General features: G+C 68.4%; 21 protein-coding genes and 1 pseudogene. 11 read left to right on the top strand and 11 right to left on the bottom strand.

From position 1 onward, the window contains the following. Positions 1–21: 21 nt before the first annotated feature. The 9 genes and pseudogenes from ACS5NL_RS14890 to ACS5NL_RS14850 all read left to right on the top strand — a co-directional run bounded on the left by ACS5NL_RS14890 (position 22) and on the right by ACS5NL_RS14850 (position 6,937). On the top strand, positions 22–615 hold the full coding sequence (locus tag ACS5NL_RS14890; RefSeq protein WP_439354700.1) for an antibiotic biosynthesis monooxygenase: 594 nt from the start codon (positions 22–24) through the stop codon (positions 613–615). Then, positions 612–1,415, top strand: a complete 804-nt coding sequence (locus ACS5NL_RS14885) for an SDR family NAD(P)-dependent oxidoreductase (protein ID WP_060984467.1) — start codon at positions 612–614, stop codon at positions 1,413–1,415. Before ACS5NL_RS14890 ends, ACS5NL_RS14885 begins: the two co-directional genes overlap by 4 nt. A 32-nt stretch (positions 1,416–1,447) precedes the next feature. Continuing rightward, positions 1,448–2,362, top strand: coding sequence for an acetaldehyde dehydrogenase (acetylating) (locus ACS5NL_RS14880; RefSeq protein WP_439354698.1), 915 nt, complete (start codon positions 1,448–1,450; stop codon positions 2,360–2,362). 13 nt (positions 2,363–2,375) lie between these two features. Continuing rightward, positions 2,376–3,416: a 4-hydroxy-2-oxovalerate aldolase gene (gene dmpG, locus ACS5NL_RS14875; RefSeq protein ID WP_439354696.1), complete on the top strand. Its 1,041-nt coding sequence runs from the start codon at positions 2,376–2,378 to the stop codon at positions 3,414–3,416. Between the two features lie 9 nt (positions 3,417–3,425). Next, a complete protein-coding gene (locus ACS5NL_RS14870) occupies positions 3,426–4,403 on the top strand; it encodes a Bug family tripartite tricarboxylate transporter substrate binding protein (RefSeq protein WP_439354694.1) in 978 nt (325 codons plus the stop codon). Positions 4,404–4,425: 22 nt separating this feature from the next. Continuing rightward, complete coding sequence (thmT, locus tag ACS5NL_RS14865) at positions 4,426–4,617, top strand: 2-hydroxymuconate tautomerase (protein WP_008328882.1); 192 nt, start codon at positions 4,426–4,428, stop codon at positions 4,615–4,617. Between the two features lie 11 nt (positions 4,618–4,628). Continuing rightward, positions 4,629–5,414, top strand: a complete 786-nt coding sequence (locus ACS5NL_RS14860; protein WP_439354735.1) for a 1,6-dihydroxycyclohexa-2,4-diene-1-carboxylate dehydrogenase — start codon at positions 4,629–4,631, stop codon at positions 5,412–5,414. A 20-nt stretch (positions 5,415–5,434) separates the two neighbouring features. Beyond that, positions 5,435–6,319 (top strand): 2-keto-4-pentenoate hydratase, encoded by an 885-nt coding sequence (locus ACS5NL_RS14855; protein WP_439354691.1) that lies wholly within the window; start codon positions 5,435–5,437, stop codon positions 6,317–6,319. A gap of 206 nt (positions 6,320–6,525) precedes the next feature. After that, positions 6,526–6,937: pseudogene (locus tag ACS5NL_RS14850) on the top strand (VOC family protein). Between the two features lie 22 nt (positions 6,938–6,959). Here ACS5NL_RS14850 and ACS5NL_RS14845 read toward each other — a convergent pair. Next, positions 6,960–8,756, bottom strand: a complete 1,797-nt coding sequence (locus ACS5NL_RS14845) for a sigma-54-dependent Fis family transcriptional regulator (RefSeq protein ID WP_133155587.1) — start codon at positions 8,754–8,756, stop codon at positions 6,960–6,962. Between the two features lie 289 nt (positions 8,757–9,045). Between ACS5NL_RS14845 and ACS5NL_RS14840 the strand changes: the two genes are divergently transcribed. Then, the gene (locus tag ACS5NL_RS14840) at positions 9,046–10,050 is read left to right on the top strand and encodes a PDR/VanB family oxidoreductase (RefSeq protein WP_439354689.1); all 1,005 of its coding nucleotides are present in this window, start codon (positions 9,046–9,048) and stop codon (positions 10,048–10,050) included. Positions 10,051–10,117: 67 nt separating this feature from the next. Next, positions 10,118–11,230: a Rieske 2Fe-2S domain-containing protein gene (locus tag ACS5NL_RS14835; protein ID WP_439354687.1), complete on the top strand. Its 1,113-nt coding sequence runs from the start codon at positions 10,118–10,120 to the stop codon at positions 11,228–11,230. A 222-nt stretch (positions 11,231–11,452) separates the two neighbouring features. Here the strand turns inward: ACS5NL_RS14835 and hpaI are convergent, their stop codons facing one another. The 10 genes from hpaI to hpaR all read right to left on the bottom strand — a co-directional run bounded on the left by hpaI (position 11,453) and on the right by hpaR (position 20,035). Beyond that, the gene (gene hpaI, locus ACS5NL_RS14830; protein WP_439354685.1) at positions 11,453–12,262 is read right to left on the bottom strand and encodes a 4-hydroxy-2-oxoheptanedioate aldolase; all 810 of its coding nucleotides are present in this window, start codon (positions 12,260–12,262) and stop codon (positions 11,453–11,455) included. Continuing rightward, positions 12,259–13,278: a 2-dehydropantoate 2-reductase gene (locus ACS5NL_RS14825; RefSeq protein WP_439354684.1), complete on the bottom strand. Its 1,020-nt coding sequence runs from the start codon at positions 13,276–13,278 to the stop codon at positions 12,259–12,261. Before ACS5NL_RS14825 ends, hpaI begins: the two co-directional genes overlap by 4 nt. Positions 13,279–13,289: 11 nt before the next feature. Further along, positions 13,290–14,051 carry a class II aldolase/adducin family protein gene (locus ACS5NL_RS14820; protein ID WP_439354682.1) on the bottom strand — a complete coding sequence of 254 codons (762 nt, stop codon included), beginning with the start codon at positions 14,049–14,051 and terminating at the stop codon, positions 13,290–13,292. Positions 14,052–14,087: 36 nt separating this feature from the next. Beyond that, a complete protein-coding gene (gene hpaH / locus ACS5NL_RS14815) occupies positions 14,088–14,915 on the bottom strand; it encodes a 2-oxo-hept-4-ene-1,7-dioate hydratase (RefSeq protein WP_439354681.1) in 828 nt (275 codons plus the stop codon). Positions 14,916–14,922: 7 nt separating this feature from the next. Further along, complete coding sequence (locus ACS5NL_RS14810; RefSeq protein ID WP_439354679.1) at positions 14,923–15,369, bottom strand: 5-carboxymethyl-2-hydroxymuconate isomerase; 447 nt, start codon at positions 15,367–15,369, stop codon at positions 14,923–14,925. 13 nt (positions 15,370–15,382) lie between these two features. Next, positions 15,383–16,309, bottom strand: coding sequence for a 3,4-dihydroxyphenylacetate 2,3-dioxygenase (gene hpaD / locus ACS5NL_RS14805; RefSeq protein WP_439354677.1), 927 nt, complete (start codon positions 16,307–16,309; stop codon positions 15,383–15,385). A gap of 357 nt (positions 16,310–16,666) precedes the next feature. Further along, complete coding sequence (gene hpaE / locus ACS5NL_RS14800) at positions 16,667–18,142, bottom strand: 5-carboxymethyl-2-hydroxymuconate semialdehyde dehydrogenase (RefSeq protein ID WP_439354675.1); 1,476 nt, start codon at positions 18,140–18,142, stop codon at positions 16,667–16,669. Continuing rightward, on the bottom strand, positions 18,139–18,912 hold the full coding sequence (locus ACS5NL_RS14795; protein ID WP_439354673.1) for a fumarylacetoacetate hydrolase family protein: 774 nt from the start codon (positions 18,910–18,912) through the stop codon (positions 18,139–18,141). Before ACS5NL_RS14795 ends, hpaE begins: the two co-directional genes overlap by 4 nt. Next, a complete protein-coding gene (locus ACS5NL_RS14790; RefSeq protein ID WP_439354671.1) occupies positions 18,909–19,553 on the bottom strand; it encodes a fumarylacetoacetate hydrolase family protein in 645 nt (214 codons plus the stop codon). Before ACS5NL_RS14790 ends, ACS5NL_RS14795 begins: the two co-directional genes overlap by 4 nt. Next, on the bottom strand, positions 19,550–20,035 hold the full coding sequence (hpaR, locus tag ACS5NL_RS14785) for a homoprotocatechuate degradation operon regulator HpaR (RefSeq protein WP_439354669.1): 486 nt from the start codon (positions 20,033–20,035) through the stop codon (positions 19,550–19,552). The genes ACS5NL_RS14790 and hpaR overlap by 4 nt, the downstream gene beginning before the upstream one ends. Between the last annotated feature and the right edge of the window lie 42 nt (positions 20,036–20,077).

Raw genomic sequence — 20,077 nt, 5'->3', positions numbered from 1 at the left:
CGCCCTGAGCCGCCTGCACCCATGAACGCACCCGCCACCCCGTCGCGCGCCGTGACCGTGCTGGTCACGCGCCGGGTCGCCCCCGAAGGCGTGACCGCCTTCGAGTCGGCCATGGCCGGCATGATCGAGGCGGCCACCCACTTCCCCGGCCACCTGGGCGGCCAGCTGGTGCGCCCTGGCGAGGCCGGCGGCGGCGACGAGCCCCTGCTCTACCACGTGGTCTTCGCCTTCGACAACGACGCGCACCTGGCCGCCTGGCAGGACTCGCCCGAGCGGGCCCGCTGGCTCGCGCAGGTCGCACCCCACACCGTCGGTGCGCAGGAGATGCGCCGGGTCAGCGGGCTGGACTACTGGTTCGCGCCGGCGGGCAGCACCACCAAGGCGCCGCCGCCGCGCTGGAAGGTGGCGGCCGTGACCTGGCTGGGCATCTTCCCGACCGTGCTGCTGCTGTTCCTCACCGTGGCGCCGCTGCTGGCCGACTGGCCGCTGGTGCCGCGCACCATGGTCATCACCGCGCTGGTGGTGCTGCTCATGACCTGGGTGGTGGCGCCGCGCCTGACCCGCTGGCTGGCAGGCTGGCTGCACGCCCGTCCGCCCGCAGGAGGGCGCCCATGAGCCCGGCACCACGCCCCCTGGCGGGGCAGACCGCCTTCGTCTCGGGCTCGACCGCCGGCATCGGCCTGGCCATCGCCCAGGCCCTGCTGGCCGACGGCGCCCATGTGGTGCTCAACGGCCGCGGCGAGGCGTCGGTGCAGCGCGCCCTGCAGACCCTGCGCCAACAGCACCCGCAGGCCGAGGTGTCCGGCATCGCCGCCGACCTGGGCACCGCCGCCGGCTGCGAGCAGGTGGCGACCCGGCTGGCCGATGTGGACATCCTGGTCAACAACCTTGGCATCTTCGAGCCCAAGCCCTTCGAGCAGATCGCCGACGCCGACTGGCAGCACCTGTTCGAGGTCAACGTGATGAGCGGCGTGCGACTTTCACGCGCCGCCTTGCCGGGCATGCTGGAGCGCAACCGCGGCCGCATCGTCTTCATCTCCAGCGAGTCGGGCATCTGTCCGCCGGCCGAAATGGTGCACTACGGCATGAGCAAGTCGGCCCAGCTGTCCGTGGCACGCGGCCTGGCCGAGTGCTGCGCCGGCACCGCCGTCACGGTCAACAGCGTGCTGCCCGGCCCCACGCTGACCGAAGGCGCACGCGCTTTCTTCGACACGCTCGCCACACAGCAGGGCCTGAGCTTCGACGAAGCCGCGGCCCGCTTCTTCCGGGAAGCGCGGCCCACCTCGCTGCTGCGCCGCTTCATCCGCCCCGACGAGGTGGCGGCCATGGTGGCCTACGTCTGCAGCCCGCAGGCCAGCGCCACCACCGGCGCCGCGCTGCGGGTGGACGGTGGCGTGGTGCGCACGCTCACCTGAACCTTTTTTCTTCTTCCCCCAGGAGTCAACCCATGACCAAAAAAATCAAGTGCGCCCTCATCGGGCCCGGCAACATCGGCACCGACCTGCTGGCCAAGCTGCAGCGCAGCCCCGTGCTCGAACCCGTGTGGATGGTCGGCATCGATCCCAACTCCGACGGCCTCAAGCGCGCCAAGGAGATGGGCATCAAGACCACCGCCGAGGGTGTGGACGGCCTGATTCCGCACATGAAGGCCGACGGCGTGCAGATCGTGTTCGACGCCACCAGCGCCTACGTGCACGCCGAGAACTCGCGCAAGGTCAACGAACAGGGCGCGATGATGATCGACCTCACGCCCGCCGCCATCGGCCCCTACTGCGTGCCGCCGGTCAACCTCAAGCAGCACGTCGGCCAGCGCGAGATGAATGTGAACATGGTCACCTGCGGGGGCCAGGCCACCATCCCCATGGTCTACGCGGTCAGCCGCGTGCAGCCGGTGAGCTACGGCGAGATCGTCGCCACCGTGTCCAGCAAATCGGTCGGTCCCGGCACGCGCAAGAACATCGACGAGTTCACCCGCACCACGGCCGGCGCGGTCGAGAAGGTGGGCGGCGCCAAGAAGGGCAAGGCCATCATCGTGATCAACCCGGCCGAGCCGCCGCTGATCATGCGCGACACGGTGCACTGCCTGGTCGAAGGCACGCCCGACGAGGCCGCGATCACGAAGTCGGTGCACGACATGATCCGGGAAGTGCAGAAGTACGTGCCGGGCTACAAGCTGGTCAACGGCCCCGTCTTCGACGGCAACCGCGTCTCGGTCTTCATGGAGGTCGAGGGCCTGGGCGACTACCTGCCCAAGTACGCCGGCAACCTGGACATCATGACCGCCGCCGCCGCGCGCACCGCCGAGATGTTTGCCGAAGAAATCCTGAAGGGCGAGCTCGTGCTCGAACCCGTCGCCGCCTGATCCGGAGCACCCCATGAGCCAACAAAAAATCACCCTGCACGACATGACCCTGCGCGACGGGATGCACCCCAAGCGCCACCTGATGACACTCGACCAGATGAAGAGCATCGCTTGCGGCCTCGACGCCGCGGGTGTGCCGCTGATCGAGGTGACCCACGGCGACGGCCTGGGCGGCTCCAGCGTCAACTACGGCTTCCCGGCCCACAGCGACGAGGAGTACCTGGGCACCGTGATCCCGCTGATGAAGCAGGCCAAGGTCTCGGCCCTGCTGCTGCCCGGCATCGGCACCGTCGACCACCTGAAGATGGCGCACGGCCTGGGCGTGCACACCATCCGCGTCGCCACGCACTGCACCGAGGCCGACGTGAGCGAGCAGCACATCACCTACGCCCGGAAGCTCGACATGGACACCGTCGGCTTCCTGATGATGGCCCACATGAACAGTCCCGAAGGCCTGGTGAAACAGGCCAGGCTGATGGAGGGCTACGGCGCCAACTGCATCTACATCACCGACTCGGCCGGCTACATGCTGCCCGGCGACGTGAAGGTCCGCCTGCAGGCGGTGCGCGACGCGCTCAAGCCCGAGACCGAGCTGGGCTTCCACGGCCACCACAACCTCGCCATGGGCGTGGCCAACTCGGTCGCCGCCATCGAGTGCGGCGCCACGCGCATCGACGCCGCCGCCGCCGGCCTGGGCGCGGGCGCGGGCAACACGCCGATGGAGGTGCTGGTCGCCGTGCTCGACCGCATGGGCGTGAGCACCGGTGTCGACGTCTGGAAGATCCAGGACGTGGCCGAAGACCTGGTGACGCCGATCATGGACTTCCCGATCCGCATCGACCGCGACGCGCTCACGCTGGGCTACGCGGGCGTGTACGGCAGCTTCCTGCTGTTCGCCAAGCGCGCCGCCGTCAAGTACGGCCTGTCGGCGCGCGACATCCTGGTCGAGCTGGGCCGCAAGAAGATGGTCGGCGGCCAGGAAGACATGATCGAAGACACCGCGATGACCATGGCCCGTGCGCGCGATGCGCAACTGCAGAAAAAAGCCGCCTGAGGAAGACACATGGACCGCAGACAATTCATCGGCGCAGCAGGCGCCGGCATGGCGCTGACCCACCTGAACGGCTGGGCACAGGACAGCTACCCCGCCCGCCCCGTCAAACTCATCGTGCCCTTCCCGCCGGGCGGACCGACCGACGTCATGGGCCGCACCGCGGCCAAGGCCATGGGCGACGTGCTGGGCCAGTCCTTCGTGGTCGAGAACAAGGCCGGCGCCGCGGGCAACATCGGCACCGATGCGGTCGCCAAGGCCGCCCCCGACGGCCACACGATCGGGCTCTCGGCCATCAGCAGCCTGGCGATCGCGCCCCACCTGATGGCGTCGGTGCCCTTCAATGTCGACAAGGACTTCGCCCCCATCTCGCTGGTCGGCACCACCCCTTGCGCCATCGTGGTCCATCCGTCGGCCCCGTTCTCCGACCTCAAGGGTCTGGTGGCCTATGCGAAGGCCAACCCCGGCAAGCTGGCCTACGCCAGCTCGGGCATCGGCACCAGCAACCACCTCGCGGCCGAACTGCTGCAGACCTCGGCGGGCATCGACCTGCTGCACATCCCCTACAAGGGCTCCAGCCAGATCGTGCCCGACCTGCTCGCCGGCACCATCATCATGAGCGTCGAGAGCTCGCTGACCACCACGCTGCAGCATGTCCGCGCGGGCAAGCTCAAGGCGCTGGCGGTGACCTCGCCGACGCGGTCCAAGGCCCTGCCGGATGTGCCCACCGTCTCCGAATCGGGTTACCCCGGCTTCGCGGTCGAAAGCTGGTTCGGCCTGGTCGCGCCCGCGGCCACGCCGGCCGCGATCGTGCAGAAGCTGCACGACGCCTGGGCCAAGGGTGCGAAAACCGCCGAGGCGCAGACCGCGTTCGACAACATCGCCGGCACGCTGCGGGTCACCACGCCACAGGAGTTCGGCGCCTTCATCAAGGCCGAGAACAACCGCTGGGGCGCCCTGATCCGCAAGCAGAACATCAAGGCCGACTGACACCCACCACAGGATCACCACCATGCCGTTCGCACAGATCTACATCCTCGAAGGCCGCACGCCCGAGCAGAAGAAGGCCGTGATCGAGAAGGTCACCCAGGCGCTGCACGAGGCCATCGACGCGAAGAAGGAAACCATCCGCGTCTGGATCCACGAAATGCCCAAGGAGAACTGGGGCATCGCGGGCGTCAGCGCCAAAGACCTCGGCCGCTGACCAGGACCGGAATCGCCGCCCAGCGCTACCAGGGGCGCGTGGTCGTCGTGACCGGCGCCGCGCAGGGCATCGGCCGGGCCTGCGCGCTGCGCATGGCGGCCGAGGGCGCGCGCGTGGTGCTGGTGGACCGCGCCGCCGGCCCCTGCGAGGCGGTGCGCGACCAGATCACCGCTGCAGGCGGCGAGGGCCTGCTGGTGGCCGCCGACCTGGAGCAGCACGAAGGCGCGCAGGCCGTGGTGCAGGCGGCCCTGCAGGCCCACGGCCGCATCGACGTGTCGGTGCACAACGTGGGCGGCACCATCTGGGCCAAGCCGTTCTGGGAATACACGCCCGACGAGATGCAGCGCGAGATCAACCGCTCGCTCTGGCCCACGCTGTGGTGCTGCCGCGAAATGGCGGCGCTGATGAAGCGCCAGGGCGATGGCGCCATCGTCAACGTCGGCTCCATCGCCACCCGCGGCATCTACCGCGTGCCCTACGCCGCGGCCAAGGGCGGCGTGCACGCGATGACGGTGGCCATGGCGATGGAACTCGCCGAATTCGGCGTGCGCGTCAACTGCGTCTCACCCGGTGCCATCGACAACGGCCAGCGCATCGTGCCGCGCAACCCGCAGCCGCTGAGCGAGGCCGAGACCGGCTGGATGAAAGCCATCTACACCCAGTCGCTGCGCGACACGCCGATGAACCGCCTGGGCACACCAGAAGAGATCGCCGCGGCCATCGGCTTCCTGGGCGCGCCCGAGGCCTCGTACATCACCGGTCAGGTGCTGTTCGTGGGCGGCGGTGCCATCGGCTGAGGGCGGCTGGGATGAAGACGGTGGCCCAACTTGCCGAAGCGATCTGGGCCGCCCGCCAGGCCGGGCGCACGCTGGACGCCGACGCCACCGTCGGCTCGCCCGACCTCGCCACCGCCTACGCCATCCAGCGCGCGCTGCTCGGCCTGCGCCTGGCCGCCGGCGAGCGCGTGGTCGGGTGGAAGCTGGGTTACACGTCGGAAGTGATGCGCCGCCAGATGGGCATAGCCCGGCCCAACATCGGGCCGCTGACCGACCGGATGCTGCTGAACTCGGGCGACGCGGTGCACGAGCGCCTGGTGCAGCCGCGGGTCGAACCCGAGATCGGGCTGCGCCTCCAAACCGCCCTCGACGCGCGGCACGCGCCCGTCGACCGCCACACCGTGGCCGCCGCCGTGGAGGGCGCCTACGCCTGCCTCGAGGTCGTGCACTCCACCTGGACCGGCTACCGCTTCAACCTCGAACAGAACACCGCCGACAACTCGTCCGCCGGCCAGGTCGTCGTCGGGCCGCGCCTGCCGGTGACCGACATGATGGCGGCGGGCACCGTTGCGGTGCGCCTGCACGACGGCAGCCACCACACGCTGGGCCAGGGCGTGGGCGCCGACGCCGACGGCCACCCGCTGGACGCGGTGGCGCGGCTGGCGCGGGAGCTGGCCGCGTTTGGTCAGCGGCTGGAGGCGGGTGATCTGGTGATCACGGGTGGGCTGACAAAGGCTTGTGAGCTGGAGGGGGGGGGGGAGGTTGACGGGGGTGTTTTCGTTTGGGGACGCTTGGTCGGTAGATGTGACTGTGCGGCGTCTGTGAAACGACACCTGATAGGTGCGGATCGCCTGCACATCAACCCGGTCAACGAACGGCTCCATCAAAGACGCCAGTGCAGCGTGAGCGGTCGCGTGACACCTTGACCAGTGAGCGGCCGGTGGAGGCGCCTCGACGATGGCCTGCAGAGAGGTCGAGTGACAGCCACCAGCCTTGTGCGGACTTCGGCCGCGATCAAATGAAGCGCTGCCACTGGTCGGCGCCGAGCCGACCGCGCAAGCCCTTCCCCAAACAACTGTATGTACAGTTTTGTGGCGCGATCTTGCACGCCACACCCACTCAAGGACCCCACATGCTCGACCACATGACGTTTCGCGTGACGGACATCGCCAAGGCCAAGGCCTTCTACAGCGCGGCCCTGGCCGCTGGGTTACAGCGTCTGCTTTGAAGGGAACTACGGCGCCAACATCCTCGGCCTGGCCTACCCGGACCCCGCCGAGCCCGACGGCAAGAAGGCCGACGTCTGGTTCATCGACGGGCCTTCGCCCTACGGCGGGCCGGCGGCGACTTCGGGTTGCCATCTGGCGTGGCGCGCACAAAGTCGCGCGCAGGTGGACGCCTTCTACAAGGCGGCGATGGCCGCCGGCGGCAAGGACAACGGTGCGCCCGGCCTGCGACCCGACTACCACCCCCACTACTACGGTGCCTTCGTGATCGACCCCGAGGGCAACAACATCGAAGCGGTCTGTCACCTGCCCGAGTGACCCGCGCCCCTGAAAACCGGCCTCAGCCCCCGGCTTCGCGCCGCTTGATGCGGTACTCCACCTGACCGCGCCGCAGTTGCAGCAGCCGCGCCACCGCCGACACGTTGCCGCCGCAGCGATCGATGGCGCGGTCGATCAGCATGGCCTCGATGTCGGTAAACGCGGCCTGCTGGTCCAGCAGCCGGTCCACCAGGCTGGGCAGGTCGCCCGCCGAATCGTCGCCTGGCACCGGGAAGCCGGGCGCGGCGCGCCCATGCCCGCCGGCGCGCACCAGATCGCCCGCTGGCCCCAGGCCCCAGGTGGTGCCGCGCAAGGTTTCGCCGCCGGCAAAGAGGTGTTGCACGTCGATGCTGCCGCCCGCTTCCGCGAGGATGACACCGCGTTCGATCATGTTTTCCAGCTCGCGCACATTGCCCGGCCAGTCGTAGTCCCACAGCGCTGCATAGGCCTGCGGGCTCAGGCCCTTCACGTCCTTGCCACAGCGGCGCACGCTGCGGTCCAGAAACAGGGCCACCAGCAGCGGGATGTCTTCCAGCCGCTCGCGCAGCGGCGGGATCTCGATCGGAAACACGTTCAGGCGGAAGAACAGGTCGGTGCGAAAGCGCCCTTCGCTGACCTCCTTGCGCAGGTCGACGTTGGCGGCGGCGACGATGCGCACGTCGGCCCGCCGCACTTCGGTGCCGCCCACCCGTTCGAACTCCCGCTCCTGGATCGCGCGCAGCACCTTGCCCTGTGCGGGCAGGCTCAGGCTGGCGATTTCGTCGAGAAACAGCGTGCCGCCATCGGCGCGTTCGAAGCGCCCGGGCCGCGCGCGGTCGGCGCCGGTGTAGGCCCCGCGCTCGACCCCGAACAGTTCGGCCTCGACCAGGTTGGCGGGAATGGCCGCGCAGTTGATGGTGATCATCGGCCCCGCGGCGCGCGGGCTGATGGAGTGCAGCGCCCGCGCGAAGCATTCCTTGCCCACGCCGCTTTCACCCCGGAACAGCACGGTCGAATGGGTGGGCGCCACGCGGCGCACCAGGTGGGCCACCGCGCGAAACCCGGCCGAGGTGCCGACGAAGCCACCCAGGTTGTCGCCAGGGTCGGCCACCGTGCTCGCGGGCGCGGCCGGGGGCTGACCTGCCGATGCCGCGGCGGCGGTATGAGCCCCCGGCGCCGACCACGAACGGCGGCGCCCCACGCGGTCCACGAAGGTGTCGACCTGCAGGTAGTCGGTGTCGTCTTCGCCGTCCTGCAGCGCTTCGGATTGCCACTCCACCAAGGGCCGGCCGATGACGCGGCAGCGCGCGTGCCCCATGGCCACGCACTCCACTTCGCGCCAGTGGATGGGCATGCCGGTCACGGCGGTGCAATAGCCATCGGCATACCCCACCATGGTCCAGCAGGCCGGTGAACCGCTCACGCCGCAGTGCGCCAGGTGGGCCTGGGCCTCCCAGCTCGCGCTCCAGTAGTAGTCGCCCCAGAACTGGCCCTGCGCGATGTCGACCTGCATCGCATCGACCGGCTGGTTGCGCACAAAACCTTCCATCTCGCGCAAGCGCGGCCCCAGCGCCAGCGCGTCGGCGGGGTCGGCGCGACCCAGTTGTTCGCGCACCCGCTGGCCGTCATCAAAGCCCTGCTGGTACCCCAGCCGCATCATGAGCGCGCGCGTTTTCGCGGTGCCGAGGCTGACGATGAGTTCGCGCCGCAATTCGGCAAACGACTCGGCCTGCATCAGCAGCATGCGCTGATCGAACAGCTGGATGTGGCCGGCGTCGGGCGAGAAATGCAGGTGGCCCGCCAGCAGTTTGGCGGGGTCGATGGCAGGGGTCAGGGGCATGGGAGCGTGGGGTTTGAAGAAGGCGACGGCAGGTCGTCGGCACCGGGTGAGTTTCCGCAAATGCGTAATCCAGAGGCTGTTCAGGTTTCCGCAAATCCTGAACAGCCACCCCCTGCACCGCCATCATGGTTTACCCCCGCTTGGCCAAAAACCGTTGCCCGACAAGGGCTTGCCGACGGCCTCTCTGTCGTCTCTCCGCCATCTGCGCGATGGCACATCGCTTGCAAGGAAGGCTGCCAAGGCCGCGCCCAACGGGCGGTGCAGCGGTCATCACAACGACGGAGACAACATGACCAACCCGACAGCCGACGCGGCCCACGGCCTGCTGCGCGTGCGCGTGTCGCACCGCGAGGTGCAGGCCGAGGACGTGGTGGCGCTCACCCTGGTGCCCATCGACGAAGCCCCCGATGCGTTGCCCGCCTTCGACGCTGGCGCCCACATCGACCTGCACCTGCCCAACGGCCTGGTGCGCCAGTACTCGCTGTGCAACGCGCCGCACGAGCGCGGCCACTACCTCGTCGCCGTGCTGCGCGAGCCCGCCGGACGCGGCGGCTCGGCCTGCGTGCACGAAGCCCTGCACGCCGGCACCGAGTTGCACATCGGCCGGCCCCGCAACGCTTTTGCACTGGCCCCCTGCCCACACACCTTGCTGCTGGCCGGCGGCATCGGCCTGACGCCGCTGCTGGCCATGGCCGAGCAGCTCTGGGCACAACAGCAACCCTTCGAGCTGCACATCTGCACACGCTCGGCCGCGCGGCTGCCGTTCCGCCAGCGGTTGCAGGCAGCCCCGTGGTCCGCACACGTGCACCTGCACCACGACGACGGGCCGCCCACGCAAAAGCTCGATGCGCACACGCTGCTCAGCCGCTCACCGCACGGCACCCAGGTCTGGGTGTGCGGCCCGGCGGGCTTCATCGGCCATGTGCGTGATCGCGCGCAGGCACTGGGCTGGCCGGCCGACCGCGTGCACGCCGAGCACTTTGCCGCGACGCCCGGTCATGCGGTGGGCGCACAGGCGGCAGACGGCGCGTTCACCGTCGAATGGCAGCCCACGGGCCAGCGGGTGGCGGTGCCGCCGGGCACCAGCGTCGCGCAGGCGCTGGAGGCCGCCGGCATTGCGCTGGCGCTGTCGTGCGAACAGGGCATCTGCGGCAGTTGCAGTGTGCGGCTGGTGGCCGGCGAGCCCGACCACCGCGACCAGCTCTACACCGCTGCTGAACACGCCGACCCCGGCCACTTCACGCCCTGCTGTTCGCGCTCGCACAGCCCGCTGCTGGTGCTGGCGCACCACTGAAACCGCATCCCCCTTTCCCCCACCCGGCCGGCAACGGCCTTCACTACCAGCAACGACAGGAGACAACATGGACGCCCCCACCCGAACCACCGCCTCGATCCCCATCCACACCCATCCCAGCGGCAACCCCGTGGGCAAGCCGGACACGCAGTACCTGCTGAACTGCTGGTACGTCGCGGCGATGTCGCGCGAGCTGGGCGCCGAAGCCATGCTCACACGCCAGTTGCTCGACACCTCGGTGCTGATGTACCGCAAGGCCGACGGCACGCCCGTGGCCATGCACGACCGCTGCCCGCACCGCTTCGTGCCCCTCTCGATGGGCGAGCGCCACGGGGACGACGTGGTGTGCAAGTACCACGCACTGCGCTTCGACTGCAGCGGCCAATGCACGCACAACCCGCACGGCACCGGGCGCATTCCCGCCGCCGCCAAGGTCCGCACCTTCCCGCTGCTGGAGAAGTACGGCTTCGTCTGGATCTGGATGGGCGACGAGCCGGCCGACGCGGCAAAGCTGCCCGACTTTTCCGAACTCGACAACGGCCCGGCCACCGGCGTGGCGCACACCTACATGCCGATGAAGGCGAACTACGAGCTGATCATCGACAACGTGATGGACCTGAGCCACATCGACCACGTGCACGGCGAGATCATCACCACGCGCGGCCAGCTCTCGCCGCTGATCCCACCGGTCAAGGAAGACAACAACACCGTCAACGCGCGCTGGGAATGGCGCCAGACCCCGGCCATGATGATCTTCGCCAACTTCCTGCCCGACCCGACGGCCGAAGCGCGCGGTTTCTTCGACATCACCTGGAGCGCGCCGGCCAACATCCAGCTCAGCGTGGGGGCGATCCAGGGCGAAGGCGCGCTCGACCTGAACGACACCGTGGGGCAGTACGACCTGCACACCTGCACCCCCGCCAGCGCCACCGAAAGCCACTACTTCTTTGCCACACGGCGCAACCACATCGTGGACGACGGCGAGTACAACCAGATGAAGATCGAGGCCATGCACAACGCGTTCGTCACCGAAGACGGCCCCATCATCGAAGCCGTGCAGAAGGAGATGAACACCAACGATTTCTTCTCGCTCAACCCGGTGCTGATGAGCAACGATGCGGCGCCTGTGCGGGTGCGGCGCCTGCTGGCGCGGCTGATTGCGCAGCAGAGTAGAGGGTGACGGCCCGGGGCCGAGCCGATGAGGCCCGGCCTCCGCCGCCATGGGTCGAACCCGAGATCGGGGCGCGGGCGCCGACGGCCACCCGCTGGATGCGGTGGCCCGGCTGGCGCGGGAACTGGCTGCGAATGGTCAGCGGCTGGAGGCAGGCGAGAGGTGATTGACTCCGCCTTCAGAAATCGAGATCTCGAAGATTTTTTTTCAGATTTGGCGTCAAGTCGGCGCTCAGTACCCGCCCGAAGGCGCAGCCGGTCCCTTGGTGGCGCCCGCGCTGAACCGCTGAACGAGGCTGCTCGCCGCCTTCACCAGCAGCGTCGTGTCCACCCCCACCGCCACGAACAGCGCGCCCGCGTCGAGGTATTGCTGCGCCAGCGCCGGGTCGGTGGCGAGGATGCCGGCGGCCTTGCCGGCGGCGCGCACGGTGGCGATGCCGTCCATGATCACTTTCTGCACCTCGGGGTGTGATGGCTGGCCGCGGTGGCCCATGCTGGCAGACAGATCGGCCGGGCCGAAGAACACGCCGTCCACACCCTCGGTCTCGGCGATGGCCTTCAGGTTGTTCACCGCGGTCACGGTCTCGGCCTGCACCAGCAGGCACATCTGGCCGTTGGCCTGGTTGAGGTAGTCGTCGACCTGGTTCCAGCGCGAGGCGCGCGCGAGCGCCGCGCCCATGCCGCGGATGCCTTCGGGCGGGTAGCGCATGGCCTGGACCATGAGCGCGGCCTGTTCGGCGGTGTCGATCATCGGGATCAGCAGGGTCTGCGCGCCGATGTCGAGGTATTGCTTGACGAGGGCGACGTTGCCCTCGACCGCGCGCACGACGGCGTGGGTCTTGGTGTACGGGGCCACTGCGCGCAGCTGGTCGAGCGCGGTGCGCGGGTCGTTGGGCGCGTGTTCGCCGTCGATGAGCAGCCAGTCGAAGCCGCAGCCGGCCAGCGCCTCGGCCACGTCGGGCGAGGCGAAGCCGACCCAGCAGCCGATCTGTGGATGGCCGGCCTTGAGGGCGTCGCGGAAGGTGTTCTGGGGGATCTTCATTGCGGTGTCTTCGTCGGTTCGGGGTAGAGGCCGCGCATCTGGCCCATCAGTCTTGTGAGGCCCATGAGCGCGTCCATGTTCGGTGTCGCTTCGCCCAGATGCTGCCCGATCTCGCGCACGGCGCCCACCAGCGCGTCGAGTTCGATGGGGCGGCCGGCTTCCACGTCCTGCAGCATCGAGGTCTTGAACGAGCCGAGCTTGCGCGTGACAGCGTGGCGGTCTTCGGGGTTCTGGTCGATGGGGATGCCGATGCGCGCTCCGATGGCCTGCGCCTCGCGCATCACGGCGCTGCAGAAGCCGCGCACGAGTTCGTCGTCCAGGATGCGGTCGCAGGGCGCACCGGTGATGGCCGAGACCGGGTTCATGGTCATGTTGCCCCAGAGCTTGAACCAGATGTCGCGCTGGATGCGCTCGGACACGGTGACGCCGAAACCGGCTGCGCCCAGCAGCTCGGCCACGGCCTGCACGCGTGGTGTCACGCCGCCGGCCGGCTCGCCGATGATGAGCTGGTTGTTCTTGATGCGTTCGATGCGCGCGGGCTGGGGCGCGGCGGCGCTGGCGTGCACCACGCAGCCGATGACCTGCGATGTGGGGATGTGCTGCGCGGTGACGCCGCCAGGATCGACCGCATTCAATTGCAGACGGGCGGCCTCGCCCGGCAGGCCATCAAAGAACCACCAGGGCACGCCGTTCATGGCGACGAGCACGACCGTGTGCGGCCCCATGAGCGCGCGCACGGCGGGTGCGACCACGGGCATGGCCGGGCCCTTGACCGAGACGATCACCAGGTCCTGCACGCCCAGGCTTGCCGGGTCGTCGCTGGCGTTCAGCGGCACGCGGTGTTCGGCGCCTTCGGCATCGACCCATGTGAGGCCTTGGCCCCGCAAGGTGCGCAAGGTCTCACCGCGCGCCACTGCCGAGAGCTGCACCTGCCCGGCCGGCAGGCGCGAACCGAGCCAGCCGGCAAACAGGCCGCCGATGGCGCCGACGCCGACGATGGCAATCTTTTTGAACATCGGTGAATCACTCATGCGCGGTACCCCGGGTCGATTCGGTCGATCAGGCGCTGCATGGCGGCGAAGGAGTCTTCGCCGGCGCCGTACTTCGGGTTGAAGTTGAGCGAGTCGCGCACGCAGCCTTCGAGCACCGGCACCGGAATCTGCCGCAGCTGGCCGAGCGTGGCCGAGGCCACCTGGATCTCGCAGGCGCGCTGCACCAGCCACATCAGGTTGAACGCCTGCGGCAGCGTGTGGCCGATGACCACCGGACCGTGGTTGCGCAGCAGCAGCACGCGTTTGCCATTGGCTGAAGCGAGGATGCGCGCGCCCTCTTCGCGGTGCACCGTGATGCCCTCGAAGTCGTGGTACGCCACCTGCCCGTGCAGCTGCGCAGCGTAGAAGTTGGTGTAGCTCAGGCCCTCTTCGCTGCAGCACACGGCCATGGTCGGTGTGGTGTGCACGTGCATCACGCAGTGCGCGTCGGGCAGGGTGGCGTGGATGGCGCCGTGGAAGGTGAAGCCGGCCGGGTTGATGGGCCAGTCGTCGTTGCCGATGATGTGGCCGTCCACATCGACCTTGACCAGGTTGGACGCGGTGACTTCGGTGTAGTGCAGGCCGAAGGGGTTGATGAGGAAGTGATCGTCCGGCCCCGGCACGCGCAGCGAGATGTGGTTGTAGATCAGCTCAGCCCAGCCCAGGTGGGCAAAGATGCGGTAGCAGGCGGCCAGCTGCACGCGGGCCTGCCATTCGGCGTCGCTGACGCGGGCGGGTTTGAGGAAGGCGTCGGCCATTTCGGATCTCCTGTCTCTCTATATATATGTGTGTGCTCAGACGAAGCGGAAGCGCAGGCAGCCGAGCGGGCCGTAGTCCGCCTCGAACAGATCGCCCGCTTTCGCCGCCACCGGCCGTGTGAAGCTGCCCGCGAGCACGATCTCGCCGGCCTGCAGCGTCTCGCCCCAGGGCGCGAGCTTGTTGGCCAGCCAGGCGATGCCGATGGCGGGGTCGCCCTGCACGCCCGCGGCGAGGCCGGTCTCTTCGACCGCGCCGTTCTGCCGCAGGATGGCGCCGCACCAGGGGCGGTTGGTGCTGCGTGGGTCGGCGCGGAAGGCCGGGTCGCCCGCGCCGATCACGATGCCGGCGTTGGCCGCGTTGTCGCTGATGGTGTCGTAGACCTTGCGCATCACTTTCGTGTAGCGGTCGAACTGCTCGATGCGCGCGTCGATGATTTCGATGGCCGGCGTGATGTAGTCCGTCGCGGCGAGCACGTCTTCCACGGTCACGTTCGGGCCGGTCAGCGGCGCCTTGAGCACAAAGGCCAGCTCGACCTCGACGCGCGGGGCGATGAAGTGCTTCACCGGAATCTCCAGCACCTCACCGGCCTGGGCGGTGTAGAGCATGTCGTCGAGCAGGGTTCCGTAGTCGGGCTCGTCGATCTGGCTGCTGATCTGCATGGCGCGGCTGGTCAGGCCGATCTTGTGGCCGATGACTTTTTTGCCGGCGACTTTCTCAAGATCCACCCAGGCGCGGCCGATGCGGTAGCCATCTTCGATGGTCATGCCGGGGTGGCGCTTGGAGAAGTGCTCGACCGGGGTGCGGGTCTGCTGGGAATGCTGCAGCTCGGCGGCGAGCTGCTGAACGAGGGCATCGTCGAACATGGTGGTTTTACGTCTTGTTGAAGAGCGGGTGCAGGGAACTGTTCTTGGCGTCGAAGACCTCCCCGCCTTCGTCGACCTGCACGGTGATGCCAATGGGGCGCTTGGCCAACTGTTCGGCGAAGCGTTCTTTCACGCAGGCGTTGAGCGCCTCGCCCACGCGCTGGTGCACGACGGCGCTGCGGCCTTTGGCCATGCGCACGTTCATGTAGACGAAGGCGTAGTCGCCGCCCAGCCCGGCCGCGACGCCGGCCGCACCACCGTCGGACACCGCGCTGTGCGCCGCGGGGTAGGCCAGCACGCGCGTGCCGCCGGTGGGGAAGACCTGCTGGTCCTGTTCGTCGCGCACGGCGAGCATGGTGTCGGCCAGCGCGCGGCACAGGCCGCCCATGTCGACGCCGCCTTCGGCCGCCGGTTTGTCGAGGTTGGGGGTGTAGAGGATGACGAGGTGGGGCATGTGTCGCTTCCGTTCAGAGGCGCGAACTCACGAGGCTGAAGCCATCGGCGGCCGAGGCCTGCGCCTTGGGAATCGCCTTGCCGGTGACGGGCGTGACCGGGAACACGGCGTTGATCTGGCCGGTGCCCGAGGCGCTGAAGTACGGCGTGATGACGTCGGCCCTGCCGTCGTACTCGCTCCAGCCCAGCACGCCCATCATCATGGCCGTGTCGTGCATGAAGCCTTCGCCGTGGCCCTTGCTGGCGTACTCGGGCAGCATCTCGCAGAAGTCTTTCCACTCGCCGGCCTGCCACATGCGCACGACCTCGTCGTCCAGGTGCTGCAGGAAGGGGCTCCAGACCTTGAATGCGAATTCGGGCGCGAGGCCGTTCTGCGCGAAGCGGTGGCTGAGGCTGCCGCTGGCCAGGAAGGCGACGGTGCCGTCGTAGTGCTCTTCGACCGCCTTGCGCATGGCCCAGCCCAGGCGCGCGCTGTCGTTGAGGTAGTGCACGGTGCACAGCGCGGAGACCGAGATCGCCTTGAAGTGCTGGTCCTCGTTCATGTAGCGCATGGGCACGAGGGTGCCGTACTCGGGCTGCAGCGTGGTGGCGTGGTGGGCGAGGGTTTCGACGCCGTGTTCGTTCGCGACTTTGGCGAGCAGCTGGCCCAGCTCTGGGTTGCCGGGGATGGCGTAGCCCATGTTGCTGATGAAGTGGGGCAGCTCGTTGCTGGTGTAGGTGCCTTGCCAGTGGGGCGCGCAGTTGAGGTGGTAGCTGGCGTTGACGAGCCAGTGGGTGTCGAAGACGACGATGGTGTCGACGCCGAGTTCTTTGCAGCGGCGCGCGATTTCCTTGTGGCCGTCGATGGCGTCCTGGCGGGTGCCTTTGCGGGGGCCGTCGAGTTCGCTGAGGTACATCGAGGGGACGTGGGTGATCTTGCCGACCAGTGCTACTTTGCCCATTGGGTTTGTCTCCGGTTGCGTTGCTCTGTTTGTGTGCCGTTGCTGGGCTGACTGTTGTGGGTGGAAGGCGAGGTGGGTGGTGTACCTCCGCTCATGTCCCCCGGTCTGCGCTGCGCGCAGCCCTCCTCCTTTACTTCGCTGCGGCACACCACCCACCTCGCCTTCTCTCGCTGCGCATCGGCGCTCCAACCGTTGAGTGCCAGCATCGCTTCTGGCTTGGAGGATCGGGGCACCCGGTGCAGCGAAGTAAAGGAGGAGAAACGGGCAAAGCCCGTTTCGGGGGACATGAGCGGAACCGGGTACCCCGGTCCTCCCAGCCCGCCCAGGCAGCTGCGTGAAACAGCAGAGGCGAACAAATCACACCCCCCAATGCGGAATGTGGTGAGAACCCAAAGAGACAGCGACGTTCTTGGGCTCCAGGAACACCTCGTAACTCCAGGTCCCGCCCTCACGCCCCGTGCCCGACGCCTTGGTGCCACCAAACGGCTGCCGCAGATCCCGCACGTTCTGCGAGTTCACGAAACACATGCCGGCCTCGACCGCTGCCGCGATACGGTGCGCCTTGCCGATGTTCTCGGTCCAGACATAGCTCGACAGACCGTAGGCGATGTCGTTCGCAATCCGGATCGCATCCGCCTCGTCCTTGAACGGGATCAGACAGGCGACAGGGCCAAAGATCTCGTCCTGCGCGATCTTCATGCGGTTGTCCACGTCGGCGAACACCGTCGGCCACACGTAGTTGCCACCCGCCACATGCGCCGGCAGTTCGGCCGCGTACGACGGCCGGTCCAGACCACCGCACAACATCGTCGCGCCCTCCTTCGGCCCCAGCTCGATGTAGCTGCGCACCTTGGCCATGTGGCCCTTGGAAATCATCGGGCCGATGGTGGTCTTCTCGTCCAGCGGATCGCCCACCACGATGCGCTTCGCACGCTCGGTGAACTTCGCCACGAAGTCGGCGTAGATGCTCTGCTGCACCAGGATGCGCGAGCCGGCCGTGCAGCGCTCGCCGTTGTTGCTGAAGATCATGAAGATCGCGGCGTCCAGCGCGCGGTCCAGGTCGGCGTCGTCGAAGACGACGAACGGGCTCTTGCCGCCCAGCTCCATGCTGAACTTCTTCAGGCCCGCGGCCTTGACGATGCGGTTGCCGGTGGCCGTGGAGCCGGTGAAGGAAATCGCGCGCACATCGGGGTGAGCGCACAGCGGCTCGCCAGCTTCCTTGCCGAAACCGTGCACCACGTTAAGCACGCCGGCCGGGATGCCGGCCTCCAGCGCCAGCTCGCCCAGGCGCGCGGCGGTCATGGGCGAAAGCTCACTCATCTTGAGCACCGCCGTGTTGCCAAACGCCAGCGCGGGTGCGACCTTCCAGGTCGCGGTCATGAAGGGCACGTTCCACGGCGAGATCAGCGCGCACACGCCCACCGGGTGGAACAGCGTGTAGTTCAGGTGCGTGGGCGTGGGGTAGGTGTGGCCGTCGACGCGGGTGCACATCTCGGCGAAGTAATAGAAGTTGTCCGAGGCGCGCGGGATCAGCTGCTTGCCGGTCTGCGCGATCACCTGTCCGGTGTCCTGGGTCTCGGTGTTTGCGATCTCGGGCACGTGTTTCGCGATCAGGTCGCCCAGCGCGCGGATCTTCTTCGCGCGCTCGGTCGCGGGCAGGCCGGCCCAGACGGGGAAGGCGTCTTTCGCGGCCTGCACCGCGGCGTTCACTTCGGCCTCGGTGCCCGAGGCGACTTCGGCGAGCACGCCCTGCGTGGCCGGGTTGACCGTTTCGAAGTAGTCGGCGCCGGCGACGGTCTTGCCGTTGATGAGGTGGTCGATGCGTTGCGTCATGCCTTGCTTTCGGAAGTGATGGTGTTCGTGAGGGCGCCGATGCCGTCGATCTCGGTGACGACCACGTCGCCGGGCTGGCAGTCGACCACGCCGTCGGGCGTGCCGGTGAGGATCAGGTCGCCGGGCATCAGGGTCATGAAGCCGCTGAAGTACTCGATCAGCGTGGCGACGTCGAAGATCATGTCTTTCGTGCTGCCCTGCTGCGTGAGCTTGCCGTTGACCGTGGTGCGCAGCGCGAGGTTCATCGGATCAGGGACATCGGCCGCATCGACCAGCCAGGGCCCGATGGGCGTGCAGGTGTCGCGGTTCTTGACCTTGAGGTTGGGCCGGTACCAGTTCTCCAGGTAGTCGCGGATCGCGTAGTCGTTGGCGACGGTGTAGCCGGCGACGTACTGCAGCGCATCGGCCTTCTTCACGCGCTTGGCGGGCTTGCCGATCACGACCGCGAGTTCACATTCGTAGTGCATGAACTGCACGCCGTCGGGCCGCACGGTGAAGGCGCGGTGGCCGATGAGCGAAGCCTCGCCCTTGACGAAGGCCAGCGGCTCTTCGGGCGCCTTGAAGGCGAGTTCCTTCGCGTGGTCGGCGTAGTTCAGGCCGAGGGCCAGCACGGTGCGCGGGCGGTTGATCGGCGCGAGCGGTGGCAGCCAGGTCACCTCGTCGAAGCCGACGCGGCGCCCCTGGAAGGCGGGCGTGAGCAGTTCGAGTTGGCCATCGGCTTCGACGGCGTCGTGGACCGCGCCGGCCCAGGCGATGCGTGCTCTCTTCATACCGTCTCCTGCACGAAATGGTTGACCAGCGGCGAGAAGCCGGTGGCGGTGATCTCGACCGAATCGCCGGCCTTCACGCGCGGCCGGGTGCCGTCGTCCAGGCAGTCGGTGCCGACCATCAGCACGTCTCCGGGCCGCATCGACTGGAACGCGTTCACGTCCGCCCAGAGCGTGGCCACGTCGCGCACCAGGTCGGCCAGCGCCGTGCGCTGGCGCATCACGCCGTCCACGCGCAGTTCCAGCACCAGCGACGCGAGCGACGACAGGTCGCCGACCGGTCGCACCCCATCGCCCACACCGAAAAACCCGTCGACATTGCGGAACTTCACCGGCGGCCGGTAGTAGCTCTCGTGCGGGATCGCCACGTCGTTGCACAGCACGGCCCCCACGATGGCGCCGCCCTCGCCCGCCACCAGGCCGACACTGGCACACACCTCCACCTCGGCCACACCACGCGGCAGCGTGATCGGATGCCCCGAGGGCGTGAAGGTGTTGGCGGTCTTGATGTAGAGCACCGGCGCTTGCGGCGGCGCCTTGTAGGGCGCCTCGTGCATGCGCGGCGCCCAGAGCGCGTGTTCGCGCCGGAAGTTCAGCAGCGTGCCGTAGACCGTGCCGGCCGGCAGATAGGGGATGGGGTTCATTCGATGTCGTCCTCGGAGATGTCGTCGCCGCTGGGGGCTTCAAGCGCAATCACCTGGTCCAGCAAGGCGTAGAGCTTCGCCAGCTGCGCCTTGCCCAGTTGTTCCTCCATCCAGGCGTAGTGCGCCTCGATGGTTTGCGAGAGCGTGGCCACCAGCGCCAGGCCCTCGGGCGTGGCACGCACCACCGTGCGGCGCGCGTCCTGCGGGCAGCGCTCGCGGCGGATCAGTCCGTCGCGCTCCATGCGCGAAAGCACACCGGTCAGGCTGGGGCCGAGCAGCAGCGCCTCGCGCGCCACGCGGCCGGTCTCGACACCGGCCGGATCGCCCGCGTGCTCGCCCAGCACACGCAGCACGCGCCACTGCTGGTCCGACAGGCCGTGCTCGCGCAGGCTCGGGCGGGTGTGCTGCATCACCGCTTCGCGCGCCTCCAGCAGCAGGCGGGGCAGGTTGCGGTGAACGAACGAAGGCGTGGTCTGGCTCATTTATTTAATATGTTAAATGATTTCTCCGGACGCATCCAGCAA

The sequence above is a fragment of the Hydrogenophaga sedimenti genome, assembly GCF_051857515.1.
Taxonomy (GTDB): domain Bacteria; phylum Pseudomonadota; class Gammaproteobacteria; order Burkholderiales; family Burkholderiaceae_C; genus Hydrogenophaga.
This window is presented reverse-complemented; position numbering and strand designations above follow the sequence as displayed.